Here is a 24,103-nt window from a genome sequence, read left to right as displayed (position 1 = left end):
AGAGGAAAATGCATTCTCTAGGCGGTCGTTTTTTCAAGCCATGTGAGTGTGACGATTGCCTGTTCGCGGTCGTCGCCACACACATGGCGATCAAACTCGAACTGCTTGCACACGGCAGGGCGAGTAGGGTGGCCAAACAACTTGCATAGGTTGTCATCGCTTAATTGAGCGCACCTAACCCCAGCCGGTTTGCCATGGGGCATGCCTGGTATGGGGGAGGTGATGGATGGCGCTATACAGCATGCGCCACAGCCGACACGGCAAGCCGTTGGCTGTGGCGCAGTTGTTCCACTGCTCATGTTAAGACGTCAGCCATTGCGCCTTTATTAATCCCTTCAAATGCCTGAACCGAGGACGATTTTCCGCTTTGCTCGGTTATTCTCTCAGCTAACCACGCAGCAATATTTTCTACGGTGGTCGGTTTAGGTAATACGCAGCAGCGAGCTTGAGGGATAGTGATTAAAAACTCTCCTTGTGCGGCTTCATAGCGACAGGTCAAAGTAGCATCATCTTGGTAAGCGATATCCGCGTCTTCAAGTAAATAACGATTGTCTAACCAGTCAGCCCATTGTTGCTCAAGGGTAGTTTGCCGCTCACCTTCTTGCCATATATAGAGTCTTGAGCGGTGCCCATGGGCAATACGTTGGCAGTTGCCTGTGTGGCGTTTCAGTCCATGACTGTAGCCGTAAGCTGCGCCTTCAATAGCCTCATCACTTAAGCTTAGCTTTACATAATGAACGTTGTCAGGCCGCTGCATAGTGAGAGTGTCGCTCAGTAGATCTGTAACATCTCCAATAGTAATTGTTTCCCATGGCAGCAGTGTAAATGCTTCGGCGGGGCCGCGTACTTCCATGGCGTAGGGAGTAGTAGTTCGAATACAAATGCCTTCAGGGCACTCGCTGACTTCAATGCCTGGCGCCTTGAGGGGTACTAGCAGTGTATGGTCAAGACCGCTGTCGAGCGTTCGTTTAATCCAGGGCTTCACCTCACCGAAGTCAAACAGCATGCCGTCTTCACCCAGCTCTCCGTCTAATAGGGCATCTACTTGCCAACTGCACCCCTTTAGGCCTTTTTCTGGGCACCAGAGGGAAACATCAATATGGGTCAGGTGGTTAACAAATAGCGACATTAATCAAATCCTGCGATTTTGTGCGTTTGAAGCGAGAGGCGCCACTGGGGGTTAGCCATACAGTAAGCGGTCGTTGATTTAACCGTTTGAGCATTTAGTGACTCACTACCGCGATCCATGGGCTGTAAAAAAAAGTGGCTGAAATCGAGCGAGGCAAAATTTTCTGGTAGCGCGTCAGGTTGCGGATAAACCAGCTTTAGTTCGTCCCCGTGGGTCACTGCAAGAGGGTTAGTGCCCTTTGGACTCACGCACAGCCAGTCGATACCGGGCGGTGGCAAAAGGGTGCCGTTGGTTTCCACGGCTACTTCAAACCCATAACGGTGCAGCGCAGCTACCAGCTCGGCATTGAGCTGCAACAGCGGCTCGCCTCCTGTAAAAACCACATAGGGCGTCGCTCGGCTAGAGCTCTGGGGCCACAGCGCATGAATATGATTGGCCAGCGCGCTTGCTGTAGCAAACTGGCCGCCATTAATACCGTTAGTGCCGATAAAATCGGTATCGCAAAATGTACACTTGGCGCTAGCGCGGTCAATCTCTCGACCTGACCAAAGATTACAGCCGCTGAAGCGGCAGAATACGCTGGCGCGGCCCGCTTGTGCGCCTTCGCCTTGGAGCGTGTAAAATGCCTCTTTAACTTGGTACATCAGCGCATTCCCTGCAAAACGCCACTTTCATATGCGAGTGGATCGGTGGCATGGTTAGCGCTAAAGGCGGCCAGACGTTCTCGGCAGCTGCCGCACTTACCGCAGGCGAGTTCGCGCCCTTCGTAGCAGGTCCAGGTATCGCGGTAATCTAGGCCCATGGCAAGCCCATCACGCAAAATCTCCGCTTTGGTAGATTGCAGGTAGGGGGCGTGGATCGTGACGGGTTCGAAATTAGCGATGCCAGACACGTGGTTCATGGCTTGAACAAACTCAGGACGGCAGTCAGGGTAGAGAATATGGTCTCCCCCATGGGCACCATAATCGACGCGTTGGGCGCCAATATTGACCGCTTTAGCAATCGCAAGTGAAAGCAGGATCATATTGCGGTTAGGTACCACCGTGGCGCGCAGGTTATCCGCCGCGTAGTCGCCTTCGGGCATGGCAATGGCATCGCTGGTTAATGCCGAGTTATCAATCAGGCCGTGAATGGCGCGTATATCAACCACCTGATGAGGCACTTCGAGCTGCTGGCAAACGTTTCGTGCAGTGGTCAATTCTCGTGCGTGGCGCTGTCCATAATCAAACGAGAGCGCGTGAACGGTGAGGCCTTCGTTCAGCGCGCGATGAAGTACTGTGTAGGAGTCCATGCCACCGGAATAAATCACAACGGTGGCAGACGCGTTTGCGTCTAGAGTGGTGTTTAACGACATGATTAATACTCACTGTTCGGAGAATTTTTTAGGCGCGTTAGCGTCACGCTAAGCGATGATCCGGGGTCCGGTCCGGAAGGGCGGCAGTGTACGCAATGTGGGGTTATCTGACCAGAGGTAGTCACGCCGCTTCGTTGTGTATGTCGGCATGGTTTGGCATGTTAAGCTGTTAATCCCAGCCGTAAGAGACAAGCTCATGGCCACCATAGAACATAGTGAAATTATTAAAGCGTCCCCAGAGCGCGTATTTGAGCTGTTACGCCGCGTTGAAGATTTTGCGGACTATTCTGATTTAATTCGTTCGATCGATACGTTAGGCAATGACCGTTACCGTTGGCATGTACGGGCGGTGGGTATGGACTGGTCCTTCGATGTAGTAGTGACAGAAATTCAGCCCCCTCACGTGTTGGCGTGGGAGTCGTTGGAAGGGGTGAAAAACCAGGGGCGCTATAAGCTGCGTGCAGTGCCTGAAGGAACGGAGGTTGAGTTAACCTTACACTATGATATTCGTAATCGCTTAATGGAAAAAGCGGTAAACAAAGCTGCCAAACCTTTAGTAGGTAAAGTCAGCCGCCAAATACTTGAACGGGTTGAAGCTCGGTTACATGAATAATTTCACACGTTACTCATGGCGTTGGGCCGCGGGCTTCGCGGTCGTGGCCATGCTTGCTTATGTTTGGTTATGGTACTCCCCTGATTTAATGGCGGTAAAGCGCTGGGCGGCCACGATGTCTCATCATCCGGTGGTGATCATTGGCGTAATGGTAACAATGGCGGTAACCCTTGCCATTGGCTTACCTGGCAGTATTGGCTTGTGGTTGATTGCCCCTTTTTATTCACCACTGATTGCGACGTTTATGTTGACCATAAGCAGTGTTGCAGGTGCGTGGGGCGCTTACCAGCTAGCGGCAAATGCGGGCGACCGCTGGAACCCTAAAGGGTTGACGCTTAAGGTCATGGAAACATTAGAGGCGCGTAGTGACCTTCTTACCCAGTGCGCGTTACGTATCCTACCGGGCTTTCCGCATTCGGTGATTAATTTTGCTGCTGGCCTGCGACGCATTTCGCTGGGCCGCTATTTAATCGCGGCGGCGCTGGGCTTGTCGGTAAAGTGGGCGGTCTATAGCAGTGCCATTTATGGCGCTCTTGAGGCAATAGAAGAGGAAAATGCCCTTCAGTTTGAGGTTATATTCCCACTTTTGGCGCTGGCATTACTGCTATTAGTAGGTGGCTGGTATCGGCGCCGCGTTGAAGCGGCGCGTGATTTTTAGCCGTTATTGAAGAGTATTAACCTCTCTGGCTACTTAGCGCAGGGCATGGCTGCGTGTGGTTAGCCGGTTTTGTGCATTGATGCGTCAAGGTGGTCAACCACTTCTGCCCAGTCAGCATCTGCTTCAACGGCTTCGCGTAGAAACTCTGCTTGGCCTTCATTCCAGCAGGGAGCGTCTGCTAGGGCCATCTCTTCGGGGAGCGGCGAGTTGCGTTGTATAAAGCGCTCGATAGATTCTGAATCAGAGGGTAATCCAAGCTGCTCAAAAAGTTCGCTAAAATGGTGTACGGGTTGTTCCATATTTTGCTTTCCTTTCCGTTGGTTAACGTACACTTAAACATAGCGTGAATGAGCGACTATGCCAGTCTCTTTTCTCAAAAAGCGCGTTAGCGTTCTCCGACGAGTGGTGTCAAAAAGCGGCGACGCTGGTCTTCAAAAGAGAGCGGTTGGGCGAGTAAGTGAACCAGCTTGGTATAGGCAGCTTCGGGCGTCATGTCATCGCCTGAGAGCACGCCAGCGTCGGCAAGGCCGTCGCCTGCCGCATAGGCACCTAAATGAATGCTCCCTTGGGGGCATTGGCTAATTGCTGCAATGAGTTTGCCTTCACCACTTGCCTTAGCAATGAGCGCGAGTAAGTCAGGGTTGCTAGGAATGTTTCCCGCCCCCCATAGCTGTAATAGCGCGCCTTTGATGCGTGAGTCGCCAAGTATGCTCTCCAATTGCCACGCGCTAATACCAGGCCAAAGGACGACTCTTGCGACTTCACCCTGGGCTACTGCAAGATAGTCGGCTAGCTCAAAGCGTGGGGCACCTCGCTGTTGGCAGGCCAGTCCCCGGCTAGGATAGTGTATAAAGTCATCGCCTACTCGCTCCCCAATAAGTGGGTAATTGGGGGAGGAGAATGCATCTACAGCGTTGCTGTGCTGCTTGATGGAGCGAACGCCTCGTAACAACCGGTTTGCAAAATAGATAGCCACTTCTTGCAGTGCAGGTTGGACGGCAAAGCGGAATGCGCCGTACAGGTTATCCAAGGCGTCGCTATTCGGGGCCTCTAGCGGCTGCATGGCGCCAGTTAACACTACGGGACGATCTATTCCTTGTAACTGATAAGCAAGGCTGGCGGCCGTCCAGCTTAATGTGTCGGTGCCATGAATAATCACGAAGCCGCGATAGGCGTTGACGTTATCGGCGATGTCTCTTGCTAACTGCTGCCAGTTAAGCGGTGTGGCAGCACTTGAATCGATTAGCGACGCGTAGCTAATAACATCGTACGCGGGTAGGCTTTGCCGTTGTGCCAGGGGAAGGTGGCTTAATGCTTGATGTAGGCGGTCACGAAAATTACCGCCTGGGGTAAGGCCATTCGCCTGTTGCAACATGCCTATGGTGCCGCCGGTATAAATGACCAGCAGGCGCTCTTTAGTGGGAGCTGAAGATGTTAAAGGAGACGTCGTGCTCAAAGCATTATCCTGAAATGGTCGATGACTGCGTTAACGGGCCGCTTTGCATCGGTAGCTTTAGTGTCACTAGTAAGTTAGTTGTTATGTACTATCAGTTTGCCTGACTGGTCATCTAGTCGACGTTTACGACCAGCGAGAAGCGCAAACCCGCAGCAGATTAGAATCAATAAAATAAGTAGCCAAGCGATGTCTTCAGTGCCGGCACCTGCTTGGAGCATCAGGCCCACGCCAAATGGCCCAAGGGATGCAAGCGTGTAACCTCCACCCTGGACGAGGCCAGAGAGCTGCCCGGCTAAACGTGAGTTAGCGGTTCTCAATACCAGAAGGCTAAGTGCTAAGCTGAAGCTGCCGCCTTGACCAATGCCAAGTAGCGCTGCCCCTGGCCACTTCCAGGCCAATGGCGCGATTAGCAGCATCCAAAGGCCTAATCCAGTGCTGAACAGAACCAGCAGCAGGGCGGGGCGCTGGTCTTTGCCTAAGCGAGCCAGCCAAGGGGCGGATAGTGCAGCGCCTAGCTGGCACATGATTGAAATAGCCATTGTCCAGCCCGCGGCGGCCTCATCGTATCCGCGATATACCAGTAGTGTGGGCAGCCAGCCGAACACGATATACGCCATTGAGGACTGGATGCCCATAAACAGCATGACATGCCAAGTCAGCGGTTTGCGTAGCAAATGCAGAAGCGGTGCTTTTGGTGAAGTGGGTAACTGAGATTGCTGGGTTTTGGGGGCCTTCGCGATCCATAGAAGTAATGCCACAAGCGCTAACAGGGACCAGCTCATTAAACTCAGCTGCCAACTTCCCAGCCATTGCATTAGTGGTACGCTAAGCCCAGCGCCCAGCGCACCCCCAAGGCAGAGCGCCATGGTGTAAAGCCCGGTAAGTAAGTCGGCACTTTCAGGCAGTTCTCGTTTGACCAAGGCGGGCAGCAACGTACCACTAATCCCGATAGCTGTGCCTGCCATAGCAGAACCCATAAATAGGCTGCCGGGCAGCGGTAGCCCCCTAACTATTAGCCCACTGGCTAATAGTAATAGCGCTCCGCTTAGCGCACGTTCACTACCAAGCCGATGGGCCAACATTGGTGCGAGTGGGGCCGACAAGCCCAGGAAAAGTACCGGTAAGGTGGTGAGAATACCTGCGGCCGCAGGTGTTAATCCGGCGGTCTCTTGTAGGCGGTTTAGCAGTGGGGCAACCGATGACATAGCAGGGCGCAAATTAAGCCCTACTACGAACATCAGTAAGATGAAGGTGAATGCACGACGAGAGACCATGGCGGGCGCTTACGCTTATTTAAGGTGTGGACGTAAATCTCCACGCACCGCATCGAGCAGGGTAATAAAGTGGTAGTCCTGAGGAGTGTCCAAGCAGTCTACCCGTACCTGGGTGCGCATTCCTTTATTGATATCTAATTTATCATAGATTTCCAGGGTTAGCTTGCGCGCAGGTTTATCGCCAGGAGCGATAATGCCTTCTTCAAGGGTAAACGTTTCAAGCAGGGTCACGCGCACCCGCGTACTGTTGCCTTCGCTCAGTACACGCCGCACGAAGAGCCAGCCTTCGCAGGGGAGCGCGTCATTGCTGTCGCGCTCGCGCAAAAAAAGCGTACGGTAGCAGGCACCTTCCACCGACGCCTTTTCGGCCATGCTGCGATATGCTTGAAGCACTTGTCCTGAAGAAGCACGCGCATCTTCTAGGCGCTGTGAAATACCTTGATGTTCGCGACTCAGCTGCTCTTGATGCTGAAAGGCAAGCCACTGACGGTACTCATTAATTAGTTGCTTCGACGCCATGATCACTCCATGAATCAATTCAGTGGTAATGCTGGAATATGCAGGGCGCTAACCTTCGCATATTCCTTGCCGGCAGGCTAGCGGCGGGCGCGGCGGCGTTCGCCGCTTGAAGACGCGGATTGCCCGTCAGGCTTACGTTTGGCGCGGGGTTGCCGCTGGCCCCGGCGCCCATTTTCAATCGGCTCGGGCTTGGCGTTGGGGTCAGGTTCGAAACCGGGCTCAATACGCTTGGGAAGTGTCTGCTTGATTAACCGTTCGATGCCGCTGAGTAAACCATGCTCATCGACACATACCAGTGAGACGGCTTCACCATTGCTACCTGCACGACCTGTGCGGCCAATACGGTGCACATAGTCTTCCGCTACATTAGGCAGGTCGAAGTTCACTACGTGGGGTAGTTCATTGATATCCAGCCCGCGCGCGGCGATATCGGTGGCCACCAGTACCTGTAGGTCACCGCTTTTGAAAGCGCCTAGAGCCCGAGTTCTGGCGCCTTGGCTTTTATTGCCATGGATTGCCATCGCAGGAATATCTTGCTTGGAGAGCTGCTCTGCTAGGCGGTTAGCGCCATGTTTGGTGCGTGTAAACACCAACACCTGAAACCAGCCATGCTGTTGGATCAAATGAGCGAGTAGTTCACGCTTTTTATCGCGATCTACGCGATAAATGGCCTGCTCAATTCGTTCGGCTGTGGTGTTGCGCGGTGCAACTTCAATCAACGCAGGGTTGACGAGTAGTTGCTGGGCGAGCGCTTGAATTTCATTTGAAAACGTCGCGGAAAATAGCAGGTTTTGACGCTTTTTTGGCACCAAGCGCAGCAGCCGCTTAATGTCATGAATAAAGCCCATGTCGAGCATGCGATCCGCTTCATCGAGAACAAGGATTTCCACTGCGGATAAATCGACATGGCCTTGCTGTTGAAGGTCAAGCAGCCGGCCTGGGGTGGCAACCAAGACATCAAGGCCTGCTTTTAAGGCATCAACCTGGGGTTGCTGACCAACGCCACCAAAAATAATGTGGGAGCGAAGCGCAAGGTGTTGGCCATAAGCGGAAACACTTTCACCCACTTGGGCGGCCAGCTCACGGGTAGGAGTGAGGACGAGAGCTCTTACTTGGCGTTTCGCGGGGCGCTTGCCGTTAGCGAGCCGCTGAAGCATCGGTAGCGTAAAACCAGCTGTTTTACCTGTGCCGGTTTGGGCACTGGCGAGTAGGTCACGCCCCTCCAGTACTACGGGGATAGCCTTTAATTGAATAGGGGTTGGCTGGGTATAGCCTTGCGCGGTAACGGCGCGCAGTAAATCGTCGTGCAGACCAAGTTCAGAAAAGCTCATGCGTTCTCCGCAATCACCTAGCAAGTCATACCGACAGGCGGCAGTTTGCTAAGCGTAATGTTCAAAAAGCGAGGATGATACACCGTCGCGGCAGCGAAGTTTGCCAGATAAAGTGCGCTGCCGCGATGGACATTTATTAGCCGCAAAAGGCAAGTACGTATGACAAAGCCTTGTTCGGAAGTGACGGGGTAGTGCTGAAAAATAACCGTGATACACCATTACAGTGTATCACGATTGCTAGCTGGCGGTGCCTTTCAACGTGCTTATTGGTGGTCAATGTGCTGCGCATAAAGGCTGGTAACCCGCGCATGACTGGCAGCAGGCAGTGGCAGCGAGGCGACTTCATCGGCGCTAAGCTCAAAGAGTTGGTTGGGGTGCGCTATGCCAGCATCAAATAGCTGCGCCGCCGTGGCAGGGCCAATGCCATCTAGGGTCATTAACGGGCGGGTAAAGTTTTCAAGAATATGTGCTTGCTGTTGGGCAGAGCTGGGGGCGCTGTATAGCTCAAGGGCTTGTTCAGCAACAAACTGTTCAATGCGTCCCAGTGTCTCAATAGCCTGTGCAGGGGCTCCCTGGGCAACCAGTATGACGGTGATAGCCTCATGGCTATTTAGGGCCGTCTCTAATAGGGAGAGTGATGTATCGCCCTCAAGCCATGCTTTTAGAGAGTGCGTTAGGCTAGCAAGCTGCTTGTGTAGCGCCTCAACGTCTAACGTGTTGTCACTATTCATATCGCGTCCTTGTCCGAGTCTCTGACGTAGCTTAGCCGTTAATAGGCAGGTCGACATGAGGTGCCCAAGCTGACCTACTCAAAAAAGTTGCCTTGGCGTAGCTGATGTGCGATCTGGCCGGCAATGCTGGCCCAACTCTCGCCTAGTGAGCGTACCAATGCTGGGTAGCCATCTTCATTGAGTTCTGTTTCAGCAGTAACACTTTTCATCGCCAAAAGTTCATTGCTGTTGCTTCGAAGCTGCCACTGGCCGCTGGCCACAGCAACCCCATCATACCTTCCCTGGAACTGATCAATTTCAAGTTGCAGTGTTGGACCGCTAGGTGCATTGATCTCTTCCCGAACTACTTGGATAGTGGGTAGCTCATGGGCAAGGTGCACCCGCAGTGATCGCTCCAGCTGACGGCCTATGCTTTCCGCCCACTGATGCTCCCGCGCTTCGTTGAGGGCAATATCATCTAACTGCATAACAATACCATCAACATCTAGATAATGTGCTAACCGTGGAGCGCTTACTTTAAGCGTGGCTTGGGGTTGAACCGGGGCGTTAACCGCTGGGCTGCTCGGTAGCATGTAGCGTGCCGGGGGGGTAACGCTGCTTGCACAGGCCGACAGCAGAAGGCTCAGGCCGAGCAACAGTAAAGCCTTAAGGGTCAGAAAGCGCATAGTCATTCCTTGTTAGCGTGGAGCACGGGGAATTGGATCTTGAGTGTCCAGGTTATCAAATAGCAATGCCCTGGGGTTTTCGTTCAACGTGCGGGTAAGGGGCTGTAGGTCACGCATCAAACGGTCTAGGCGTTGAATCGCGGTGGTTAACTCCTGGTAAGCAGGCGAAGAGGGCGAAACACCTTGTAGTGTGCTGCGTAGCTCATCGAGTGTAGCGTTCAGGTTGCCGCCAAGTGCTTGGGTATCTGGGTCATTTAGAAGCTGGTTCATTGCCGCGCTGACTTCACGAACTTCGTTGAGTACGCTCTCTGACGCCTGCAGATTGCGATCTAGGCCGGCCAACAGCGGCTCTACCTCTAATCCGTTAAGTTTATCCAATAAATTGGTCACTTGCGCTTGGATTTGTGCAAACCCGCCTGCCACCGTGGGGAAAACGGTGCGTTCTGAAAAAGACTCAGCCAAATATTGATCGGCTAAATCCCGCTGGAAGTTCAGATCGACAAAGAGGGCGCCAGTGAGCAGGTTGCCATTTTTCAGGGATGCGCGCAGGCCCATGCCAAACATGCGCTGAAAACGCTCTTCCCACATCTCTAAATCAATATCCTCATTTTCAATACCTAAACGTTGCGGCTCAATGCGGATCAATACTGGTATAGAAAACTGAGCTCGTGAATCAGGTTGTGGAGCGGTAAAGTTCCAGGGGACGGCGGCAACGGTGCCCAGGCGGACACCTCGAAACTCCACGGGCGCCCCTTTTGAGAGCCCACGTACCGTATCCTCAACCAGTAGCACGTATTCGAGATAGCGGTTAAATGTCCCCTCGCGGGCACTATCTTCATCTGCATAGAGGCTAAAGCTGGCATTGGCTTCTACCGGGCGGCCCATGGGTAAATCCTCGGGTACGCCAAAGGTAACCCCGCCGCCCAGCAGCGCTTCCAGGGACTCTACGTTGACACGGACGCCATCGGCGTCTAAACGAAAATCAACGCCGCTAGACGTCCAGAACCGAGTGCTGTCCGTGACAAGCTGTGCATAAGGGTCTTCTATAAAGACATGGTGATGCATGGTACGAGTTTCAGGCTCAAAACGTGTGTCTTCAACGCGGCCAACGGTATAGCCTTGGAAGGACACGGGATCCCCTACACGCAGTGAATTGCCCAGCTGGCTCACTAGACTGATGTGCAGCCCAGCTTGGCCTGCAGGCGCGACCGGGGGAACGTCGCTGACCTGAAACTCACGGCGTGGCTCTTCAGACCTACCCGGCTCAAGCTGAATATAAGCACCTGAAAGCACGGTGCCAAGGCCGCTGATGCCTTCCCTTCCAATACGTGGTTTGACGACCCAAAAGCGGCTGTCTTCGCGCAGCATAGTTTCAGCTTCAGGTTGAATGCGGGCAGTCAGGACCGCGTGGGAAAGATCGTCAGATAGCTGCACGCTTTGTACCCGACCTATTTCAACGTTGCGGCTACGAATTAATGTGCTGCCTGCCTCTATGCCTTCAGCATTTTCCATATTGAGTGTTACCAGCGTGCCGCGGCTTGTATAGTTGTCGTATACCAGCCACATGCCAATAATGACAGCGACAATTGGCACAATCCAGATAGGCGAAAGCCTAGTCTGAGGCGATGACTTCGCCCTGTGCAAGTCGTTCTCTTCTGAAGGCGTTGTTCTTTGCTGCGGGGTTGAATCATTAGCCATCAACAGGTTCCTTGGTGGCCGTTTCACGGCGAGTAGAGCATGTGGGTGGGGCGTCCCAAATCAAGCGTGGGTCAAAGGTTATGGCAGCAAGCATGGTGAACACTACCACGGCTCCAAATGCCAATGCAGCTGGGCCAGGGGTAATTGACATTAACGAGCCGGCCCGTATGAGGGCAACTAAGATAGCAACAACAAACACATCGACCATTGACCAGCGGCCGATAAACTCGGTGAGCCTGTAAAGTTTAGTGCGGCTTTGGGCGTTCAGTTCGTTGCTGCGCTTTATTACAAGGCAGAGCCACGCCAAGGCGACGAGCTTACCTACGGGTACGATGACACTCGCAATAAAGATAACTGCAGCTATCGGCCATGAGCCCATTTGAAGCAGTTGCACTACCCCGCCAATGATGGTGGAAGGTGTTGTGTGCCCTAGGCTAGTCGTGGTCATAATCGGGTAGACGTTAGCCGGGATATACATAATGGTGGCGGCAAAGAGCAGTGCCCAAGTGCGCTGTAAACTGTGAGGTAAGCGCTGGTGGAGCTTTTCATGGCAGCGTGTGCAGCGGTTTTGGCCTTGAGGAGAAAGGCGATTCACTAAGCCGCAGGTTGGACACCCTGTCACCCCTTGGCTGGCGCCGGTGGTGCCAGTTTTTGTTCCTTCTGGCGCGAGGGGTTCGCCCTCCAGCGAGAACCACATCCAGTCGGCGTCAAGAGACTGTGACGTCTTTAGCAATAACACGGCAAACATACAAAACGACCAAAAAGAGATACCCAGCTCAATATGCGCCATGCCGGCAATTTTAATTAAACTGACCAGGGCGCCAATGATAAAGACATCGGCCATCATCCAAGGGGTTAGGTGGGCTAAAGAGCGCGCGATGTCACGGCTAAATGACATATGTTTGCCGCGTAAAAGGCCGTACTGCAGCCAAATGACGCCCACCAGATAAACCGCTGGCAGCACGATAATCGTCATGATGACCGCAATTGCGACAATAGGCTGGTGAAAGGCGATTAGTGTAGTGGCTGTCTGCGAGAGCTCAATGCGGTTACCCACGCCACCTACGTTAAAACTGATAAACGGAAATGATACTGCAATCAGCAGGGCAATAAGCGAAGCGAGAGCAAGCGCCATGCTGCGTTGGGCTGGAAAGCGGTTACGCTTAACCAGGACGTGAGAACAGCGTGGGCAGGAAGCTTTCTCCCCAGATTTAAGCGGGGGCAGTGCTGAAACCCAGTCGCACTCATGGCAGGCACGCAGCCGCCTACGCTGAACGCGAAGCTCAGGCGGTAGGCGATCAACCAGCGGTGTATTAACCGGTAAGTGGCGTTTTTTTAGAGGGTAGTGGGGCAACAGCGAGCTCTCAATACATTAAGTAGTTAACACTAATACGGCGGGCGTGCTTGGCTGTCAAACCCGCGAATAAACTCTTCTTGACTGATGTGAAGGGTTGGACAAGGATGCACCCGCGATAGTGCCTAACATTACGACATTAAGGAACTGAAATGTTGCTCGCTTATATAGCGGTGCTGGTGGGATTAGCGTTACTTATTTGGAGCGCCGAAAAATTTATTGATGGTGCTGCGGCTACATCACGCTGGCTGGGGCTTTCACCCTTGCTTATTGGCATGCTGGTGATTGGATTTGGAACATCTGCACCTGAGATGACCGTATCGGTGTTAGCCGCCATGCAGGGAAATCCTGGCTTAGCAGTAGGTAATGCGTACGGGTCAAACATTGCTAATATCGGGCTCGTGTTAGGTTTTGTAGCGCTTATTGCACCTTTGGCGGTGCATTCAGATGTTATTCGCAAAGAGATGCCGTTATTAGTCGCCGTTATGCTTTTAACCGGCTTTATGCTGTTTGATGGATGGATTTCACGCTGGGAGGCGGTTGTACTGCTTGTTGCCTTGGTACTCTTTATCGGTGTAAGTATCGTGCGCTCACGCGGGCAAGCGAATGATCCGCTGGTTGATGAAGTTGCTCAGTCGCTGGACAGTAAACCCATGACCCGGGGCAAAGCGCTCATGTGGACGCTCGTGGGGTTAGTGTTGCTGATTGTGAGTTCGCGTCTGTTGGTCTGGGGAGCGGTCGAGATAGCGGTTGGTTTTGGTGTTAGCGACCTGATTATTGGTTTGACCGTGGTTGCTATAGGTACTTCTTTGCCTGAGCTGGCGTCTTCTATTAGTGCGCTACGCCGTAAAGAGCACGATATGGTGCTGGGCAACGTGGTGGGCTCCAATTTATTCAATAGCCTGGCTGTGGTTGGCTTGGCTGGGGTTATTCACCCCATTGAGATGGGGCGCGAAGTTCTGGTGCGTGATTGGAGTGTGATGACCTGCATGACGCTGCTAATGGTTCTATTCGCATTTTCCTGGCGAGGTCGACCGCGCCGGATAAATCGTGTTGAAGGCGGTATTTTGCTGGCGCTTTTTTTGGCTTATACCGGCTATATGGTGAGCATCGTAGTCACCACCTAAAGTGCTTTTAACTCTGCGTCAATGCGACACAGCTTAACGGCAAACTTTCTCTGTATAGCCATTGTCGAAGCTGTAAGATAGGCGTTAGATAAAGAATAAGCTTAGTGCTTATAACTAAAATGCAGTGCCACTAAGGCTCAACTAAGCTTGTGTGACCCAGTGATGGGATATTTGTTCAGGTCTTAGGAGAGTGTGATGGAACTCGACCCCCTGGTGCTATCGCGAATACAGTTCGCATTCGTTGTATCGTTTCACGCTATTTTTCCTGTTTTTACCATAGGCTTGGCATCTTATATTGCCCTGCTTCATGGCCTCTATTTTAAAACCAAAAACCCTGCGTGGGATCGTTTGTCGCTGTTTTGGACAAAGGTGTTCGCTGTGGTGTTTGGCATGGGGGTGGTGTCGGGCATCGTTATGTCTTTCCAGTTTGGTACGAATTGGAGCAACTTTTCCCAGGCAGCGTCTAATTTTTTAGGGCCTGTACTAAGCTACGAAGTGGTTACCGCTTTCTTCTTAGAAGCGGCGTTTCTTGGGGTGCTGTTATTTGGCCGAGGAAAAGTACCGCAGGGCGTGCACCTGTTTGCCGCTATCATGGTGGCCGTTGGTACGTTCATTTCCTCCTTCTGGATTCTCTCAGCTAACAGCTGGATGCATACGCCGGCAGGGGTCGAGCTGATTGACAATCGCTTCCATGTTGTTTCATGGATGGAAGCCATCTTTAACCCTTCATTCCCATACCGTTTTGCTCACATGGCGATGGCATCGTTTCTTACCGGTGGCTTTGTTGTAGCAGGGGTTAGCGCTTGGTTCTTACTGAGAGGTCGCGATCCGGAAGCTAATCGCCGGGCGCTCTCAATGTGCTTATGGTTATTGCTGTTCCTGGCGCCTGCTCAAGCGGTTGTCGGTGATTTTCATGGCTTGAATACCTTGGAATATCAGCCTACAAAAGTGGCGGCGATGGAAGGCAATTGGGAAACCTCAACTAACGTACCGCTACTGCTGTTTGCAATTCCTGATCAAGAGGCACAGACCAATCGTTTCGCTATTGGCATTCCTAGTTTAGCGAGCATTATTTTGACCCACTCAGCAGACGGGGAAGTGCCAGGAATTTCAGAGGCGGCGCCGGATGAGCAGCCACCGGTTGCGATTGTTTTCTGGGCTTTCCGTGTAATGGTTGGCATTGGGTTGTTGATGATCGCTGTTGCTTTGGCAGGGTTAATACTGCGCCGCAAAGGGCGTATCTACCATAACCCTGTTTTCCTGAAAGCGCTGACTGGCATGATTGCTATGCCTTTTGTGGCAGTACTGGCCGGATGGATAGTCACTGAGTCGGGCCGTGCTCCTTGGTTGGTATACGGGATGATGACCCATGCCGAAGGGGTCACGCCGTCGCTAACAGGGCCGATGGCGCTGTTTACTCTGGTTGGCTATGTGCTCGTCTATGGCGTGGTGTTCTATGCCGGTATTTATTACTTAACGCGTGTTGTGCGTAATGGCATGCTGCCAGAGGAAGAGCGGGAGACGGTGGGCGATAACTTCCATCGTCCTATGCGTCCAATGTCTGCTGCCCATACCCCCTTTGATGATGACGTTGATCCGGCTAGGAGCTAAACATGGAAATGTTTGATTTAACGCTAATATGGGCGTTCATCATCGGCTTTGGCATCATGATGTACGTCCTGATGGATGGGTTCGATTTGGGGCTTGGGATACTTTATCCCTTCGCCCCGGATGAAGATGCCCGTGACGTCATGATGAACTCTGTAGCGCCGGTATGGGATGGTAACGAGACGTGGCTAGTGCTTGGCGGAGCAGGGTTGCTTGGCGCTTTCCCGCTGGTCTATTCCGTGTTTTTACCAGCACTGTATATTGGCGTCTTTCTTATGTTGGCAGGGCTGATATTCCGGGGTGTGGCGTTTGAACTTCGTTTTAAGTCACGTCGTAACCGGCACTGGTGGAACCGAGCATTTTGCTGGGGTTCTTCTATTGCTGCCTTTGCGCAAGGTGCCGTGGTGGGTGCCTATATCCAAGGCTTTCGAGTAGAAAATTTCGCCTTTGTTGGCGGCCCTTTTGATTGGCTTACCCCGTTTTCGGTTTTAACCGGCTTAGGTTTAATGGCGGGCTATGCACTGCTAGGCGCCACATGGCTTATTCTTAAATCGGAAGGCCACATTCAGGATTGGGCCTACAAAATTACGCCACTGCTGTTAGCAATAGTGCTGGGCGTGTTTGCTATTATTAGCCTCTGGACACCGTTCGTGAATCCTGTGGTGTGGGAGCGTTGGTTTGGTCATCTTCAGATCATCTGGATATTTCCGGCGCTTGCGCTGCTATGTGCGTTCACTGTGTATAGGTCGGTGAAGCGGCGTAGGGAAGGTATCCCTTTCGTTGCGACGATAGGCATCTATGTATTTACCTATTTGGGCCTTATCGTTAGCAAATGGCCAGTGATTGTGCCTCCTAATTATACGCTTTGGGACGCTGCGTCTGCCCCTGAATCCCAGCTTTTCCTGCTGATTGGTGTGCTGTTCGTTATCCCGATTATTCTTACTTATACCGCTTGGACTTACTGGGTGTTCCGCGGCAAGGTACGAGTGGGTGACGGGTATCACTAATCCTATGTCCGGTCGGGATCAAAGCGAAGAGCCCCTCATTACGCCGCGCCGCTGGCTTCACATGCTCGCGCGCAGAGAGCGAAATCGGTTGGTAGGTGCGGCAGCCTGCGGTGTTTTAGCTGGCGTTCAAACCGTAGTGCTGGTGGTGGGCCTTGCCTGGCTGATAGACCAGCTAGTGATTCATGGCCGTTCGCCTGCGGAGCTTTTGCCCTTCTTTGGCGGGCTGGCCCTAGCCGTGGGGCTCCGCTCTCTTTTTCAGTGGGGGCAAGAAGTCTTAAGCGCTGAGGCGAGTCTGCGTATTCGCCAATTTGCCAGGGCCGAGTTGCTAGCGAAGATCGCGAAACTCGGCCCTGTTTGGTTGACCCAGCGGCAGAGTGGTGCTCTGGCTACTCAGGCTGTGGAACTTATTGATGCCCTGGATGGCTACTTTGCGCGTTTTTACCCCCAGCTACGTATCGTGGTGGCGTTGCCGCTGTTAATTGCCTGCGTGGTGGGGTGGCTCGATTACTTAGTAGCTATTTTTTTGCTCCTTTCTGCACCGCTTATTCCACTGTTTATGGCCTTGGTAGGGATGGGCGCGGAGCGTTTGAATCGAGATCAATTTGCAGCGGTTTCACGCTTATCTGCGCATTTTATTGATCGCGTGCGCGGTATGACGACGTTGCAGCTCTTTGGTCACACCCGTTCCGCTCAGCAGGACGTTTGGTATGCCACGGATGAGTATCGCCGCTTAAGTATGCGTACTTTGCGACTGGCGTTTTTATCCTCCGCTGTGCTTGAGTTCTTTGCGTCTGTCGCTATTGCGGTTGTTGCCATGTATGTGGGTTTTGGTCTGCTAGGCTACATCGATTACGGTCCATCGCCATCACTTACGCTATTCACTGGCTTGGCAGTGTTGCTGTTGGCGCCTGAGTTTTTCCAGCCTTTACGCACGCTTTCTCAGCACTACCACGATCGTGCGGCGGCGTTAGGTGCTGCGGAAAGTATTGCTACAATTTTTAATGAACCAGCATTAGTTCCTCATCATATAGCGTCGCCGCAAGCGCCAGGCGTTGAGTGTGAGTTAGCCAGTATCAGTGTGGGCTATGTTGGACGGACACCGACGTTGCAGGCAGTAAGCATGACGGTTTGTGTCGGTGATGTTGTGGCTATTACTGGCGAGTCAGGTAGCGGAAAATCGTCGCTGTTAGCGATTTTGGCAGGCTTTATGGCGCCATTAAGTGGCGAGTATCGCCGACGGTCAGCAAAAGTGGCGTGGCTTGATCAAAGCCCGTGTCTTATTCAGGGCAGCATGGCGGATAATCTTCGATTAGCTAATCCAGAGGCGAATGAGGCAGCCATGACGGATGCGTTGCGCCGTGCTGGATTGGGGGCCTTATTAGAAGCATTGCCGGCTGGGCTAGAGAGCATTGTTGGCGAGCGCGCCGTTGGTCTTTCGGGAGGGCAGGCCCAGCGGCTTGCCCTTGCGCGTGTTTATTTAAGTACGGCGCCGCTAGTCGTATTGGATGAGCCAACGGCGAATTTGGACGCCTCAGCAGAACTAGCCGTTATTCAGGCGCTGCTTGAGTGGGCTAAAGAGGGGCGAACGCTAGTGATTGCTACTCACCATCCCGCTATTGTTCATGCGGCTACTCGCCACTTTGTGTGCGAGGCGGGCAAGCTCAACGAGGTAAGCCTATGAGGCGTGTCTACCGTGAGTTCAAACCCTGGCTTGCTCTCTTACTGCGACGTCGTCAACGCTTCTTAGTTGGCGTCTTCCTCGTTTGGATTACGCTGCTAGCAGGGCTCTCTTTATTAGGTTTGTCCGGCTGGTTCATAGCTGCCTGCGCCCTTGCGGGTATTGCGTTAGCGGCAGGTCTGCCTTCTTCTTTGGATATTTATGTGCCTGGTGGAGGCATTCGTTTTTTTGCCTTGCTGCGAACGGTTGCACGTTACGTAGAGCGTCTTTATAACCACAATACGGTGTTAACGCTGCTGGCGGATCTACGCTTTCGTGTGTTCGGGTACTTAACGCGACTTGATGATGCTAGCTTACGTCGTCGTAGAGCCAGTGACTGGCTAAGCCGCCTGACAGCAGATATTGATACGCTAGATAATTTTTACCTTCGTCTACTGATACCGCCCTTTGTTGCGTTGTTATGCCTGCTTGTTGTATCGGCATTTATCGCTATCTGGCTACCTGGCGTTGCTCTCATGGTGGCTGTTTCGTTAGGGCTGCTGTGGCTAGTTATTACCCTGGGGTATGCCTGGCTTGGGTTTGCCAATAGCCACCAGCAGACAGTCGATCAAAGAGAACTGCGCCACTTAGTGCTTGATCAAGTACAAGCCTCTGCGGAGCTGATGAGCTACGGTACCAGTGCCTGGCATCAGCGAAAAATTGCCAGTCATGAAATGGATGCTGCGGCTAATCAGAGACGCTTGACGCTTAGGGCCGCGCTAGGTAACGCACTAGTTTCCATTGTGACCGGTATGCTGGTATTAGCCGTATTGTGGCTTGCCAGCATCGCCTTGGGAGAGGGGCGTGTCAACGGGCCAATTATGGTGATGGCCGTATTAATTATTTTGGGGATCAATGAAGCATTTAACCTATTGCCTTCAGCCTTTATTAAATTAGGGGCAAGCTATGCGGCGGTTCAGCGGTTGAATATTTTGTCGGTTAATACGCTTATCCCTGCTTCCGTGGCCTTTCCCCTCGAGAACCAGACCTACTCCCTTCGTTTGAATAGCGTCTCATTTTTCTATCCAAATATGCTTGAGCCCGCGTTAAGTAATGTTTCGTTTGTGCTGCCAGCCGCTAAGCGAGCGGTGATAACAGGGGTCTCCGGCGCGGGTAAGTCGACACTTGCTCAGCTGCTTATGGGGCGAGCTTCACCCTCTAGTGGTGATGTCAGCGTGGCAGGGTTTGCGCCGTTTACATTGACAGAAGATAGCCGGGCAGCACATTTCGCTATGCTTTCCCAGCAGGTTGATCTTTTCGATGGATCATTGGCGGAAAACTTACGTATCGCAAAGCCTAGCGCTAGCAACAAGGAGCTATGGCGTGCCTTGGATCAAGTGGCGTTAAGCGATTGGGCGCAGCAGCAGCCACAAAAGCTGGGCACGTCAGTAGGGGAGAAGGGGCAGCAGCTATCCGGTGGGCAAGCCAGGCGGGTTGCCTTAGCGCGCTTATTTTTACGTAGTCCAAACGTGGTGCTGCTGGATGAGCCTTTTGCTGGTGTTGATGCGCAAACGGCACAGCATCTAGCGCGTGCTTTAGATGACTGGTTGCAGGATAAAACAGTGATTTACTTTGTTCATCAAGTAGATGATGCGAGTTTATTGCCCGGAGTTGAGTACACTTGGCGGCTTGCTGAGGGACAGCTAATTGCTGATACTGGCATAAGTAGCTAGTTACCTAAGCAAAAAAAGGAATTCGATATGCATGAGTTTTTACGTCGGCTGCCAAAAGTAGAGCTTCACTTGCATATTGAAGGCTCTCTTGAGCCAGCATTAATGTTTGAGCTTGCGAAACGCAATAACATTGAGCTTCCTTATGCAACGGTTGAAGATGCGAAAGCAGCTTATCAATTTGATGATCTGCAAGGATTTTTAAATCTTTACTACCAAGGCATGGATGTACTGCGCACCCAGCAAGATTTTTATGATTTGGCGATGGATTATTTTAAACGAGCGCGCGAAGAGGGAGTAGTGCATATAGACATGCATTTTGACCCGCAAGCGCACTTGCTGCGTGGCGTGCCCCTTGAGGTTGTGATGGCGGGCTTGTTGCAAGCAAAAGAAGAGGCTGAAACATCGTTAGATTTGTCTGTTGGCATGATCATGGCATTCCTGCGTGATCGGCCAGCGGATGAAGCGCTGCATGTTTTTGAACAAGCGGCGCCTTATTGGAAGCATCTGGATGCGATTGGTCTTGATAGTGCTGAGCGCGATAACCCACCCGTTAAATTTCAGGCACTGTTTGCACGTGCTAAAGATGTTGGCTTAGTGCGTGTGGCCCATGCTGGTGAAGAGGGGCCTGCGGACTATATCGTTGAAGCGCTCGATGTGCTTGATGTGCAGCGTATTGATCACGGTGTGCGCTGCTTAGAGAGTAACGCTGTGATCCAGCGCCTTCGTGAGCAGCAAACCGTCTTAACCGTTTGCCCGCTTTCAAACGTTAGCTTAAAGGTGGTTGAGCAATTGAGCGACCATCCGCTCCCGATCCTGCTAGCGGAAGGGCTAAAAGTCACGATCAGTTCAGATGATCCGGCGTACTTTGGGGGTGGCTTGCTTACAAATCACTTGGCGTGTGCTGAAGCATTTGGTTGGAGTGAGGATGTTTTTCGCACGTTAAATCGCAATGCGATAGAAGAAGCATTTACTAGTGAGGGGCGCCGCGAAGAACTTAAGCGGCGTTTAGAGCGTGCTTAAGTTGAGTATATAAAAGAGAACTGCCGGCGCAAGGCCGGCAGTTTTGTGATAGCTAACTCAGGTGTAATGCCTGCGTCAGGGGAGAGCTGGAATTTCGAAATCAGGCATCTCGCCGGTGAGCGTATGCAGAAATGCGGTGATGTCGTTAATCGTTGCATCATCAAATTCCCGGCCAAGCATCTCCTCGCCCATGATAGCGACCGCTTCCTCTAGCGTTTCAGTAGCGCCATTGTTCATATAGGGATAGGTGACGGCTACGTTTCTAAGCGTAGGTGTCTTGAAGCGATATTTATCGCTCTCTTCACCAGTTACTAGGTAGCGGCCTAGGTCGGTTGAGCCTGGAACTTGGATCGCATGGAAGCGGCTATCTGTTAGCGCTGGCCCGCTGTGGCAAGCAATACAACCATTGTTAACAAAAGCAGCCATACCATCTTTAGCTTGGTCGCTGATGGCGCTTAGGTCACCGCGGAGGTAGCGGTCAAACGGTGAGTTTGGCGTATTAAGTGTGCGCTGAAAAGAAGCAAGTGCTTTGGCCAGGTTGTCGGCATTGATTGGATCTGCGTCATCAGGATAGGCTTCAGCAAATTTCTCCTGATAGAGATCAAACTCCGTTAAGCGTTCCAACGCCATTTCAAGATCCATTGCCATTTCGACATCGGCTTCGATAGGCCCAAGTGCTTGCCCTTCTAGATCTGGTTCGCGGCCATCCCAGAACTGGGCTTCAAAAAAACCACTATTTAGGACTGTTGGTGTATTGCGCTCACCGACTTGGCCGTCATGGCCCACTGCGCGAGGGATACGGTCAGCCCAACCCAATGCAGGGTTATGGCAGGTCGCGCAGCTGATGACACCGCTGGAAGAAATTCGCGGCTCGAAAAACAGCATATTACCCAACTCAACTTTCTCTTTGGTAAGTGAGTTGTGCGCAGGTATAGGGGGTAAGTATGGCAACGCCTCAAATCGGTCGCGGTAATCCTCAAAACCGTCTTCCGCTGCCATGGCCCCAGTAGATATTAATGCTGCACTGGCAATAATGCCGGGCAGAATTTTTTTCGTCATTTTCATCGATGATCCCCTCGCATGAGTAGCACTCATAAATAGCACTTACAACGGCTAGTCCTGCAGTTTGCTAATCTAGCCTTAGTCAAGGTAGGTGCTTTTAATATTAGTTTTCAACCAAGTGTAATAGTCGGGTAAGGGGGTGGCTTGCGCTGGGTCAAGTTTTCTCGCAATTTCTGTCTAAGCTTAGTGTTTATTCTACGCTGGGTGGTTATGGAGGAAGGAGGGTGAGGTACCCTGGTGATAAAACGTGTCTTAAGTCTTTTATAGTAAGGAGGTGATATGCCGCGTTACCGATACCCTGTTATTCCTGAATCGGAAGTGACGCCTAAGGCAGTATTCGACAATCGTCGTCACTTCTTGCGTCAGGGTTTTGCTGTTGGGGCTGCCGTCATGCTGGCTCCCAGCATGTTTTTGACAAAAAAAGCGCATGCTTGGGCAGGTGTACTTAAGCCCGCGCTTGAGAATGATTTGCCGAGCCAAGAATTGGCCGGCGGTGAAGCGCTTACCGACTTTCGAGATGCCACTACCTACAATAACTTTTATGAATTTGGGACAGGAAAACGAGATCCTGAAGTTTTTGCTCACAATTTGCCAGTTGACCCCTGGAGTATCTCCCTAGAAGGGGAGCTGGACAAAACAGGGGCTATACCACTTGAAGATATGCTTAAGCGCCACTCTTTAGAGGAGCGTATTTACCGATTACGTTGCGTGGAAGCGTGGTCGATGGTCATTCCTTGGATTGGGATACCTCTGGCGGATCTGCTCAATCACCATGGGCTAACATCCCGGTCTAAGTATGTTGAATTTGAGTCGCTATATGACCCAGATAATTTAAGAGGCCAGCGCCGTTCCATTATCGATTGGCCATATCGAGAGGCACTGCGTATTGATGAGGCAATGCACCCGTTAACGTTGCTAGCTGTGGGCATGTATGGGGAAAAAATGCCTAATCAAAATGGTGCGCCCATTCGGTTAGTTGTGCCATGGAAGTACGGTTTTAAGAGCATTAAATCGATTACCAAAATACGTATTCTTGAAGAGCCGCCCACTACCTCTTGGCAAGCGCGTAATCCTGAAGAGTATGGTTTTTATGCCAATGTAAACCCGGATGTTAATCATCCCCGTTGGTCGCAGGCAAGAGAGCGTAGGATTGGCGAGTCAGGCCGCCGGGAAACGCTGATGTTCAATGGTTATGGCGAGGAAGTCGCTCATCTTTATAAAGGTATGGATCTTCAAAAACATTATTGATTAGCAGTGAGTGATTTATGGCAGTTAAAGCAACGCCAGTATCTTTTTTTCGTTTATGCGTGTTCGCGGCAGGTCTACTGCCAGGCTTATGGTTAACATGGCAGTGGCATTACGGTGATCTAGGGGCTAATCCGGCGGAAGCCGTTGTTCATTTCTCTGGCAGGGTTGGATTGTCACTATTGTTAGCCACGATAGCGTTTAGCCCTGCGTTTCGGCTTACACGCTGGTTAGGGTTTATGAAGGCTCGTCGTCAAATAGGGTTGTGGTCTTTTTTTTGGCTAATTTTACATATGCTTTCATGGATGGGGTTGGAGCAGTACTGGGAGTGGCAGTGGATTTGGCATGAAATGGTTGCCCTTGAATACATACGCTATGGAGCTGCTGCACTGCTACTGCTTATACCGTTAGCTTTGACTTCTTTTCAATGGGTGCCCGCTAAAATGGGTTGGAAAGCTTGGCACTGGTTGCACAGGCTGATCTATATCTCCGCAGGTCTCGGCATATACCACCTGTGGGTTCTCACTCGGGCTGACTATCTGCTACCTACTATATTTGCTTTATTATTTGCTGGTTTGGTTGTTTTTCGGTTGATTGATGCATTCATTCACCGCCAGTAAAAGTTAAGAGTAAAAAACTCATGCCATGTGCTTGACCAGAAAAAAAATACCAGTATGATGTGCACACATCGAACGGCAGCAGTCTTCGATAGCTCTTTAACAATTTGATCAGGTAATTCATGTGGGCGCTTGCCGATGAGGGTGATAAATCACCAAATATCAAGGCAAGCGGTCATGAAAACGTAAGTTTGAATGAATTCGTTTGAACCTTGAGCCAAGTTTGATGCGCTTTTGTTGCTTTC

The 24,103-nt window shown here is 51.9% G+C and carries 24 protein-coding genes; 10 read left to right on the top strand and 14 right to left on the bottom strand.

Annotated features, from left to right (window positions below):
* Nucleotides 1–17: 17 nt before the first annotated feature.
* From MOY_RS16820 to queC, 4 genes are read right to left on the bottom strand one after another with little or no spacing between them, the layout of a single operon-like run.
* Complete coding sequence (locus tag MOY_RS16820) at nt 18–299, bottom strand: YkgJ family cysteine cluster protein (protein ID WP_082429662.1); 282 nt, start codon at nt 297–299, stop codon at nt 18–20.
* Nucleotides 296–1,129 carry a 6-carboxytetrahydropterin synthase gene (locus tag MOY_RS02465; RefSeq protein WP_009096151.1) on the bottom strand — a complete coding sequence of 278 codons (834 nt, stop codon included), beginning with the start codon at nt 1,127–1,129 and terminating at the stop codon, nt 296–298. The genes MOY_RS16820 and MOY_RS02465 overlap by 4 nt, the downstream gene beginning before the upstream one ends.
* Entirely contained in the window at nt 1,129–1,773 is a 645-nt protein-coding gene (gene queE / locus MOY_RS02460) for a 7-carboxy-7-deazaguanine synthase (RefSeq protein ID WP_009096149.1), read from the bottom strand. The genes MOY_RS02465 and queE overlap by 1 nt, the downstream gene beginning before the upstream one ends.
* Nucleotides 1,773–2,483 (bottom strand): 7-cyano-7-deazaguanine synthase QueC, encoded by a 711-nt coding sequence (gene queC, locus MOY_RS02455; protein WP_009096147.1) that lies wholly within the window; start codon nt 2,481–2,483, stop codon nt 1,773–1,775. Before queC ends, queE begins: the two co-directional genes overlap by 1 nt.
* A 196-nt stretch (nt 2,484–2,679) precedes the next feature.
* On the opposite strand from queC, the gene MOY_RS02450 reads away from it, so the two are divergent.
* Entirely contained in the window at nt 2,680–3,096 is a 417-nt protein-coding gene (locus MOY_RS02450) for an SRPBCC family protein (RefSeq protein ID WP_009096145.1), read from the top strand.
* Nucleotides 3,089–3,754: a TVP38/TMEM64 family protein gene (locus tag MOY_RS02445; RefSeq protein WP_009096143.1), complete on the top strand. Its 666-nt coding sequence runs from the start codon at nt 3,089–3,091 to the stop codon at nt 3,752–3,754. Before MOY_RS02450 ends, MOY_RS02445 begins: the two co-directional genes overlap by 8 nt.
* 59 nt (nt 3,755–3,813) lie before the next feature.
* Here MOY_RS02445 and MOY_RS02440 read toward each other — a convergent pair whose 3' ends face one another.
* From MOY_RS02440 to MOY_RS02400, 9 genes are all read right to left on the bottom strand, one after another.
* Nucleotides 3,814–4,053, bottom strand: coding sequence for a DUF2789 domain-containing protein (locus MOY_RS02440; RefSeq protein ID WP_009096141.1), 240 nt, complete (start codon nt 4,051–4,053; stop codon nt 3,814–3,816).
* A gap of 86 nt (nt 4,054–4,139) precedes the next feature.
* On the bottom strand, nt 4,140–5,210 hold the full coding sequence (locus MOY_RS02435; protein ID WP_009096140.1) for an asparaginase: 1,071 nt from the start codon (nt 5,208–5,210) through the stop codon (nt 4,140–4,142).
* A gap of 74 nt (nt 5,211–5,284) precedes the next feature.
* Nucleotides 5,285–6,484, bottom strand: a complete 1,200-nt coding sequence (locus MOY_RS02430; protein ID WP_009096138.1) for an MFS transporter — start codon at nt 6,482–6,484, stop codon at nt 5,285–5,287.
* 15 nt (nt 6,485–6,499) lie between these two features.
* On the bottom strand, nt 6,500–7,003 hold the full coding sequence (locus MOY_RS02425; RefSeq protein ID WP_009096137.1) for a hypothetical protein: 504 nt from the start codon (nt 7,001–7,003) through the stop codon (nt 6,500–6,502).
* A gap of 77 nt (nt 7,004–7,080) precedes the next feature.
* Complete coding sequence (locus MOY_RS02420; protein ID WP_009096136.1) at nt 7,081–8,334, bottom strand: DEAD/DEAH box helicase; 1,254 nt, start codon at nt 8,332–8,334, stop codon at nt 7,081–7,083.
* A gap of 263 nt (nt 8,335–8,597) precedes the next feature.
* The gene (locus tag MOY_RS02415) at nt 8,598–9,065 is read right to left on the bottom strand and encodes a helix-hairpin-helix domain-containing protein (protein WP_009096134.1); all 468 of its coding nucleotides are present in this window, start codon (nt 9,063–9,065) and stop codon (nt 8,598–8,600) included.
* 74 nt (nt 9,066–9,139) lie between these two features.
* Nucleotides 9,140–9,730 carry a PqiC family protein gene (locus tag MOY_RS02410; protein ID WP_009096131.1) on the bottom strand — a complete coding sequence of 197 codons (591 nt, stop codon included), beginning with the start codon at nt 9,728–9,730 and terminating at the stop codon, nt 9,140–9,142.
* Nucleotides 9,731–9,742: 12 nt separating this feature from the next.
* Nucleotides 9,743–11,428: an intermembrane transport protein PqiB gene (gene pqiB, locus MOY_RS02405; protein WP_009096129.1), complete on the bottom strand. Its 1,686-nt coding sequence runs from the start codon at nt 11,426–11,428 to the stop codon at nt 9,743–9,745.
* Nucleotides 11,421–12,782, bottom strand: a complete 1,362-nt coding sequence (locus MOY_RS02400) for a paraquat-inducible protein A (protein ID WP_009096127.1) — start codon at nt 12,780–12,782, stop codon at nt 11,421–11,423. The genes pqiB and MOY_RS02400 overlap by 8 nt, the downstream gene beginning before the upstream one ends.
* Before the next feature lie 152 nt (nt 12,783–12,934).
* Between MOY_RS02400 and MOY_RS02395 the strand changes: the two genes are divergently transcribed.
* The 6 genes from MOY_RS02395 (at nt 12,935) to MOY_RS02370 (ending at nt 20,934) form a co-directional block, all read left to right on the top strand.
* Nucleotides 12,935–13,909, top strand: a complete 975-nt coding sequence (locus MOY_RS02395) for a calcium/sodium antiporter (RefSeq protein ID WP_009096126.1) — start codon at nt 12,935–12,937, stop codon at nt 13,907–13,909.
* A 195-nt stretch (nt 13,910–14,104) separates the two neighbouring features.
* On the top strand, nt 14,105–15,520 hold the full coding sequence (locus MOY_RS02390; protein WP_009096124.1) for a cytochrome ubiquinol oxidase subunit I: 1,416 nt from the start codon (nt 14,105–14,107) through the stop codon (nt 15,518–15,520).
* Nucleotides 15,521–15,522: 2 nt separating this feature from the next.
* On the top strand, nt 15,523–16,524 hold the full coding sequence (gene cydB / locus MOY_RS02385) for a cytochrome d ubiquinol oxidase subunit II (protein ID WP_009096121.1): 1,002 nt from the start codon (nt 15,523–15,525) through the stop codon (nt 16,522–16,524).
* Between the two features lie 4 nt (nt 16,525–16,528).
* Nucleotides 16,529–18,205 (top strand): thiol reductant ABC exporter subunit CydD, encoded by a 1,677-nt coding sequence (gene cydD / locus MOY_RS02380; RefSeq protein WP_009096119.1) that lies wholly within the window; start codon nt 16,529–16,531, stop codon nt 18,203–18,205.
* Entirely contained in the window at nt 18,202–19,914 is a 1,713-nt protein-coding gene (gene cydC / locus MOY_RS02375; protein WP_009096117.1) for a thiol reductant ABC exporter subunit CydC, read from the top strand. The genes cydD and cydC overlap by 4 nt, the downstream gene beginning before the upstream one ends.
* A 27-nt stretch (nt 19,915–19,941) precedes the next feature.
* Nucleotides 19,942–20,934 (top strand): adenosine deaminase, encoded by a 993-nt coding sequence (locus MOY_RS02370; RefSeq protein ID WP_009096115.1) that lies wholly within the window; start codon nt 19,942–19,944, stop codon nt 20,932–20,934.
* Nucleotides 20,935–21,009: 75 nt separating this feature from the next.
* Here the strand turns inward: MOY_RS02370 and MOY_RS02365 are convergent, their stop codons facing one another.
* A complete protein-coding gene (locus tag MOY_RS02365; RefSeq protein WP_009096112.1) occupies nt 21,010–21,999 on the bottom strand; it encodes a cytochrome-c peroxidase in 990 nt (329 codons plus the stop codon).
* 276 nt (nt 22,000–22,275) lie between these two features.
* Between MOY_RS02365 and msrP the strand changes: the two genes are divergently transcribed.
* Nucleotides 22,276–23,244: a protein-methionine-sulfoxide reductase catalytic subunit MsrP gene (gene msrP, locus MOY_RS02360; RefSeq protein WP_009096110.1), complete on the top strand. Its 969-nt coding sequence runs from the start codon at nt 22,276–22,278 to the stop codon at nt 23,242–23,244.
* Nucleotides 23,245–23,261: 17 nt separating this feature from the next.
* A complete protein-coding gene (locus MOY_RS02355) occupies nt 23,262–23,861 on the top strand; it encodes a sulfite oxidase heme-binding subunit YedZ (RefSeq protein WP_009096109.1) in 600 nt (199 codons plus the stop codon).
* Nucleotides 23,862–24,103: the final 242 nt, after the last annotated feature.

Source organism: Halomonas sp. GFAJ-1 (assembly GCF_000236625.2).
Lineage (GTDB): Bacteria > Pseudomonadota > Gammaproteobacteria > Pseudomonadales > Halomonadaceae > Vreelandella.
Note: the sequence above shows the minus strand (reverse complement) of the source record. Positions and strands in the feature narration are given on the sequence as shown.

What these genes read in the sequence shown, in the direction of transcription:
- MOY_RS16820 (WP_082429662.1), bottom strand. Translation starts at nt 299, where the DNA reads ATGAGCAGTGGAACAACTGCGCCACAGCCAACGGCTTGCCGTGTCGGC.
- MOY_RS02465 (WP_009096151.1), bottom strand. Translation starts at nt 1,129, where the DNA reads ATGTCGCTATTTGTTAACCACCTGACCCATATTGATGTTTCCCTCTGG.
- queE (WP_009096149.1), bottom strand. Translation starts at nt 1,773, where the DNA reads ATGTACCAAGTTAAAGAGGCATTTTACACGCTCCAAGGCGAAGGCGCA.
- queC (WP_009096147.1), bottom strand. Translation starts at nt 2,483, where the DNA reads ATGTCGTTAAACACCACTCTAGACGCAAACGCGTCTGCCACCGTTGTG.
- MOY_RS02450 (WP_009096145.1), top strand. Translation starts at nt 2,680, where the DNA reads ATGGCCACCATAGAACATAGTGAAATTATTAAAGCGTCCCCAGAGCGC.
- MOY_RS02445 (WP_009096143.1), top strand. Translation starts at nt 3,089, where the DNA reads ATGAATAATTTCACACGTTACTCATGGCGTTGGGCCGCGGGCTTCGCG.
- MOY_RS02440 (WP_009096141.1), bottom strand. Translation starts at nt 4,053, where the DNA reads ATGGAACAACCCGTACACCATTTTAGCGAACTTTTTGAGCAGCTTGGA.
- MOY_RS02430 (WP_009096138.1), bottom strand. Translation starts at nt 6,484, where the DNA reads ATGGTCTCTCGTCGTGCATTCACCTTCATCTTACTGATGTTCGTAGTA.
- MOY_RS02425 (WP_009096137.1), bottom strand. Translation starts at nt 7,003, where the DNA reads ATGGCGTCGAAGCAACTAATTAATGAGTACCGTCAGTGGCTTGCCTTT.
- MOY_RS02420 (WP_009096136.1), bottom strand. Translation starts at nt 8,334, where the DNA reads ATGAGCTTTTCTGAACTTGGTCTGCACGACGATTTACTGCGCGCCGTT.
- MOY_RS02415 (WP_009096134.1), bottom strand. Translation starts at nt 9,065, where the DNA reads ATGAATAGTGACAACACGTTAGACGTTGAGGCGCTACACAAGCAGCTT.
- MOY_RS02410 (WP_009096131.1), bottom strand. Translation starts at nt 9,730, where the DNA reads ATGCGCTTTCTGACCCTTAAGGCTTTACTGTTGCTCGGCCTGAGCCTT.
- pqiB (WP_009096129.1), bottom strand. Translation starts at nt 11,428, where the DNA reads ATGGCTAATGATTCAACCCCGCAGCAAAGAACAACGCCTTCAGAAGAG.
- MOY_RS02395 (WP_009096126.1), top strand. Translation starts at nt 12,935, where the DNA reads ATGTTGCTCGCTTATATAGCGGTGCTGGTGGGATTAGCGTTACTTATT.
- MOY_RS02390 (WP_009096124.1), top strand. Translation starts at nt 14,105, where the DNA reads ATGGAACTCGACCCCCTGGTGCTATCGCGAATACAGTTCGCATTCGTT.
- cydB (WP_009096121.1), top strand. Translation starts at nt 15,523, where the DNA reads ATGGAAATGTTTGATTTAACGCTAATATGGGCGTTCATCATCGGCTTT.
- cydD (WP_009096119.1), top strand. Translation starts at nt 16,529, where the DNA reads ATGTCCGGTCGGGATCAAAGCGAAGAGCCCCTCATTACGCCGCGCCGC.
- cydC (WP_009096117.1), top strand. Translation starts at nt 18,202, where the DNA reads ATGAGGCGTGTCTACCGTGAGTTCAAACCCTGGCTTGCTCTCTTACTG.
- MOY_RS02370 (WP_009096115.1), top strand. Translation starts at nt 19,942, where the DNA reads ATGCATGAGTTTTTACGTCGGCTGCCAAAAGTAGAGCTTCACTTGCAT.
- MOY_RS02365 (WP_009096112.1), bottom strand. Translation starts at nt 21,999, where the DNA reads ATGAAAATGACGAAAAAAATTCTGCCCGGCATTATTGCCAGTGCAGCA.
- msrP (WP_009096110.1), top strand. Translation starts at nt 22,276, where the DNA reads ATGCCGCGTTACCGATACCCTGTTATTCCTGAATCGGAAGTGACGCCT.
- MOY_RS02355 (WP_009096109.1), top strand. Translation starts at nt 23,262, where the DNA reads ATGGCAGTTAAAGCAACGCCAGTATCTTTTTTTCGTTTATGCGTGTTC.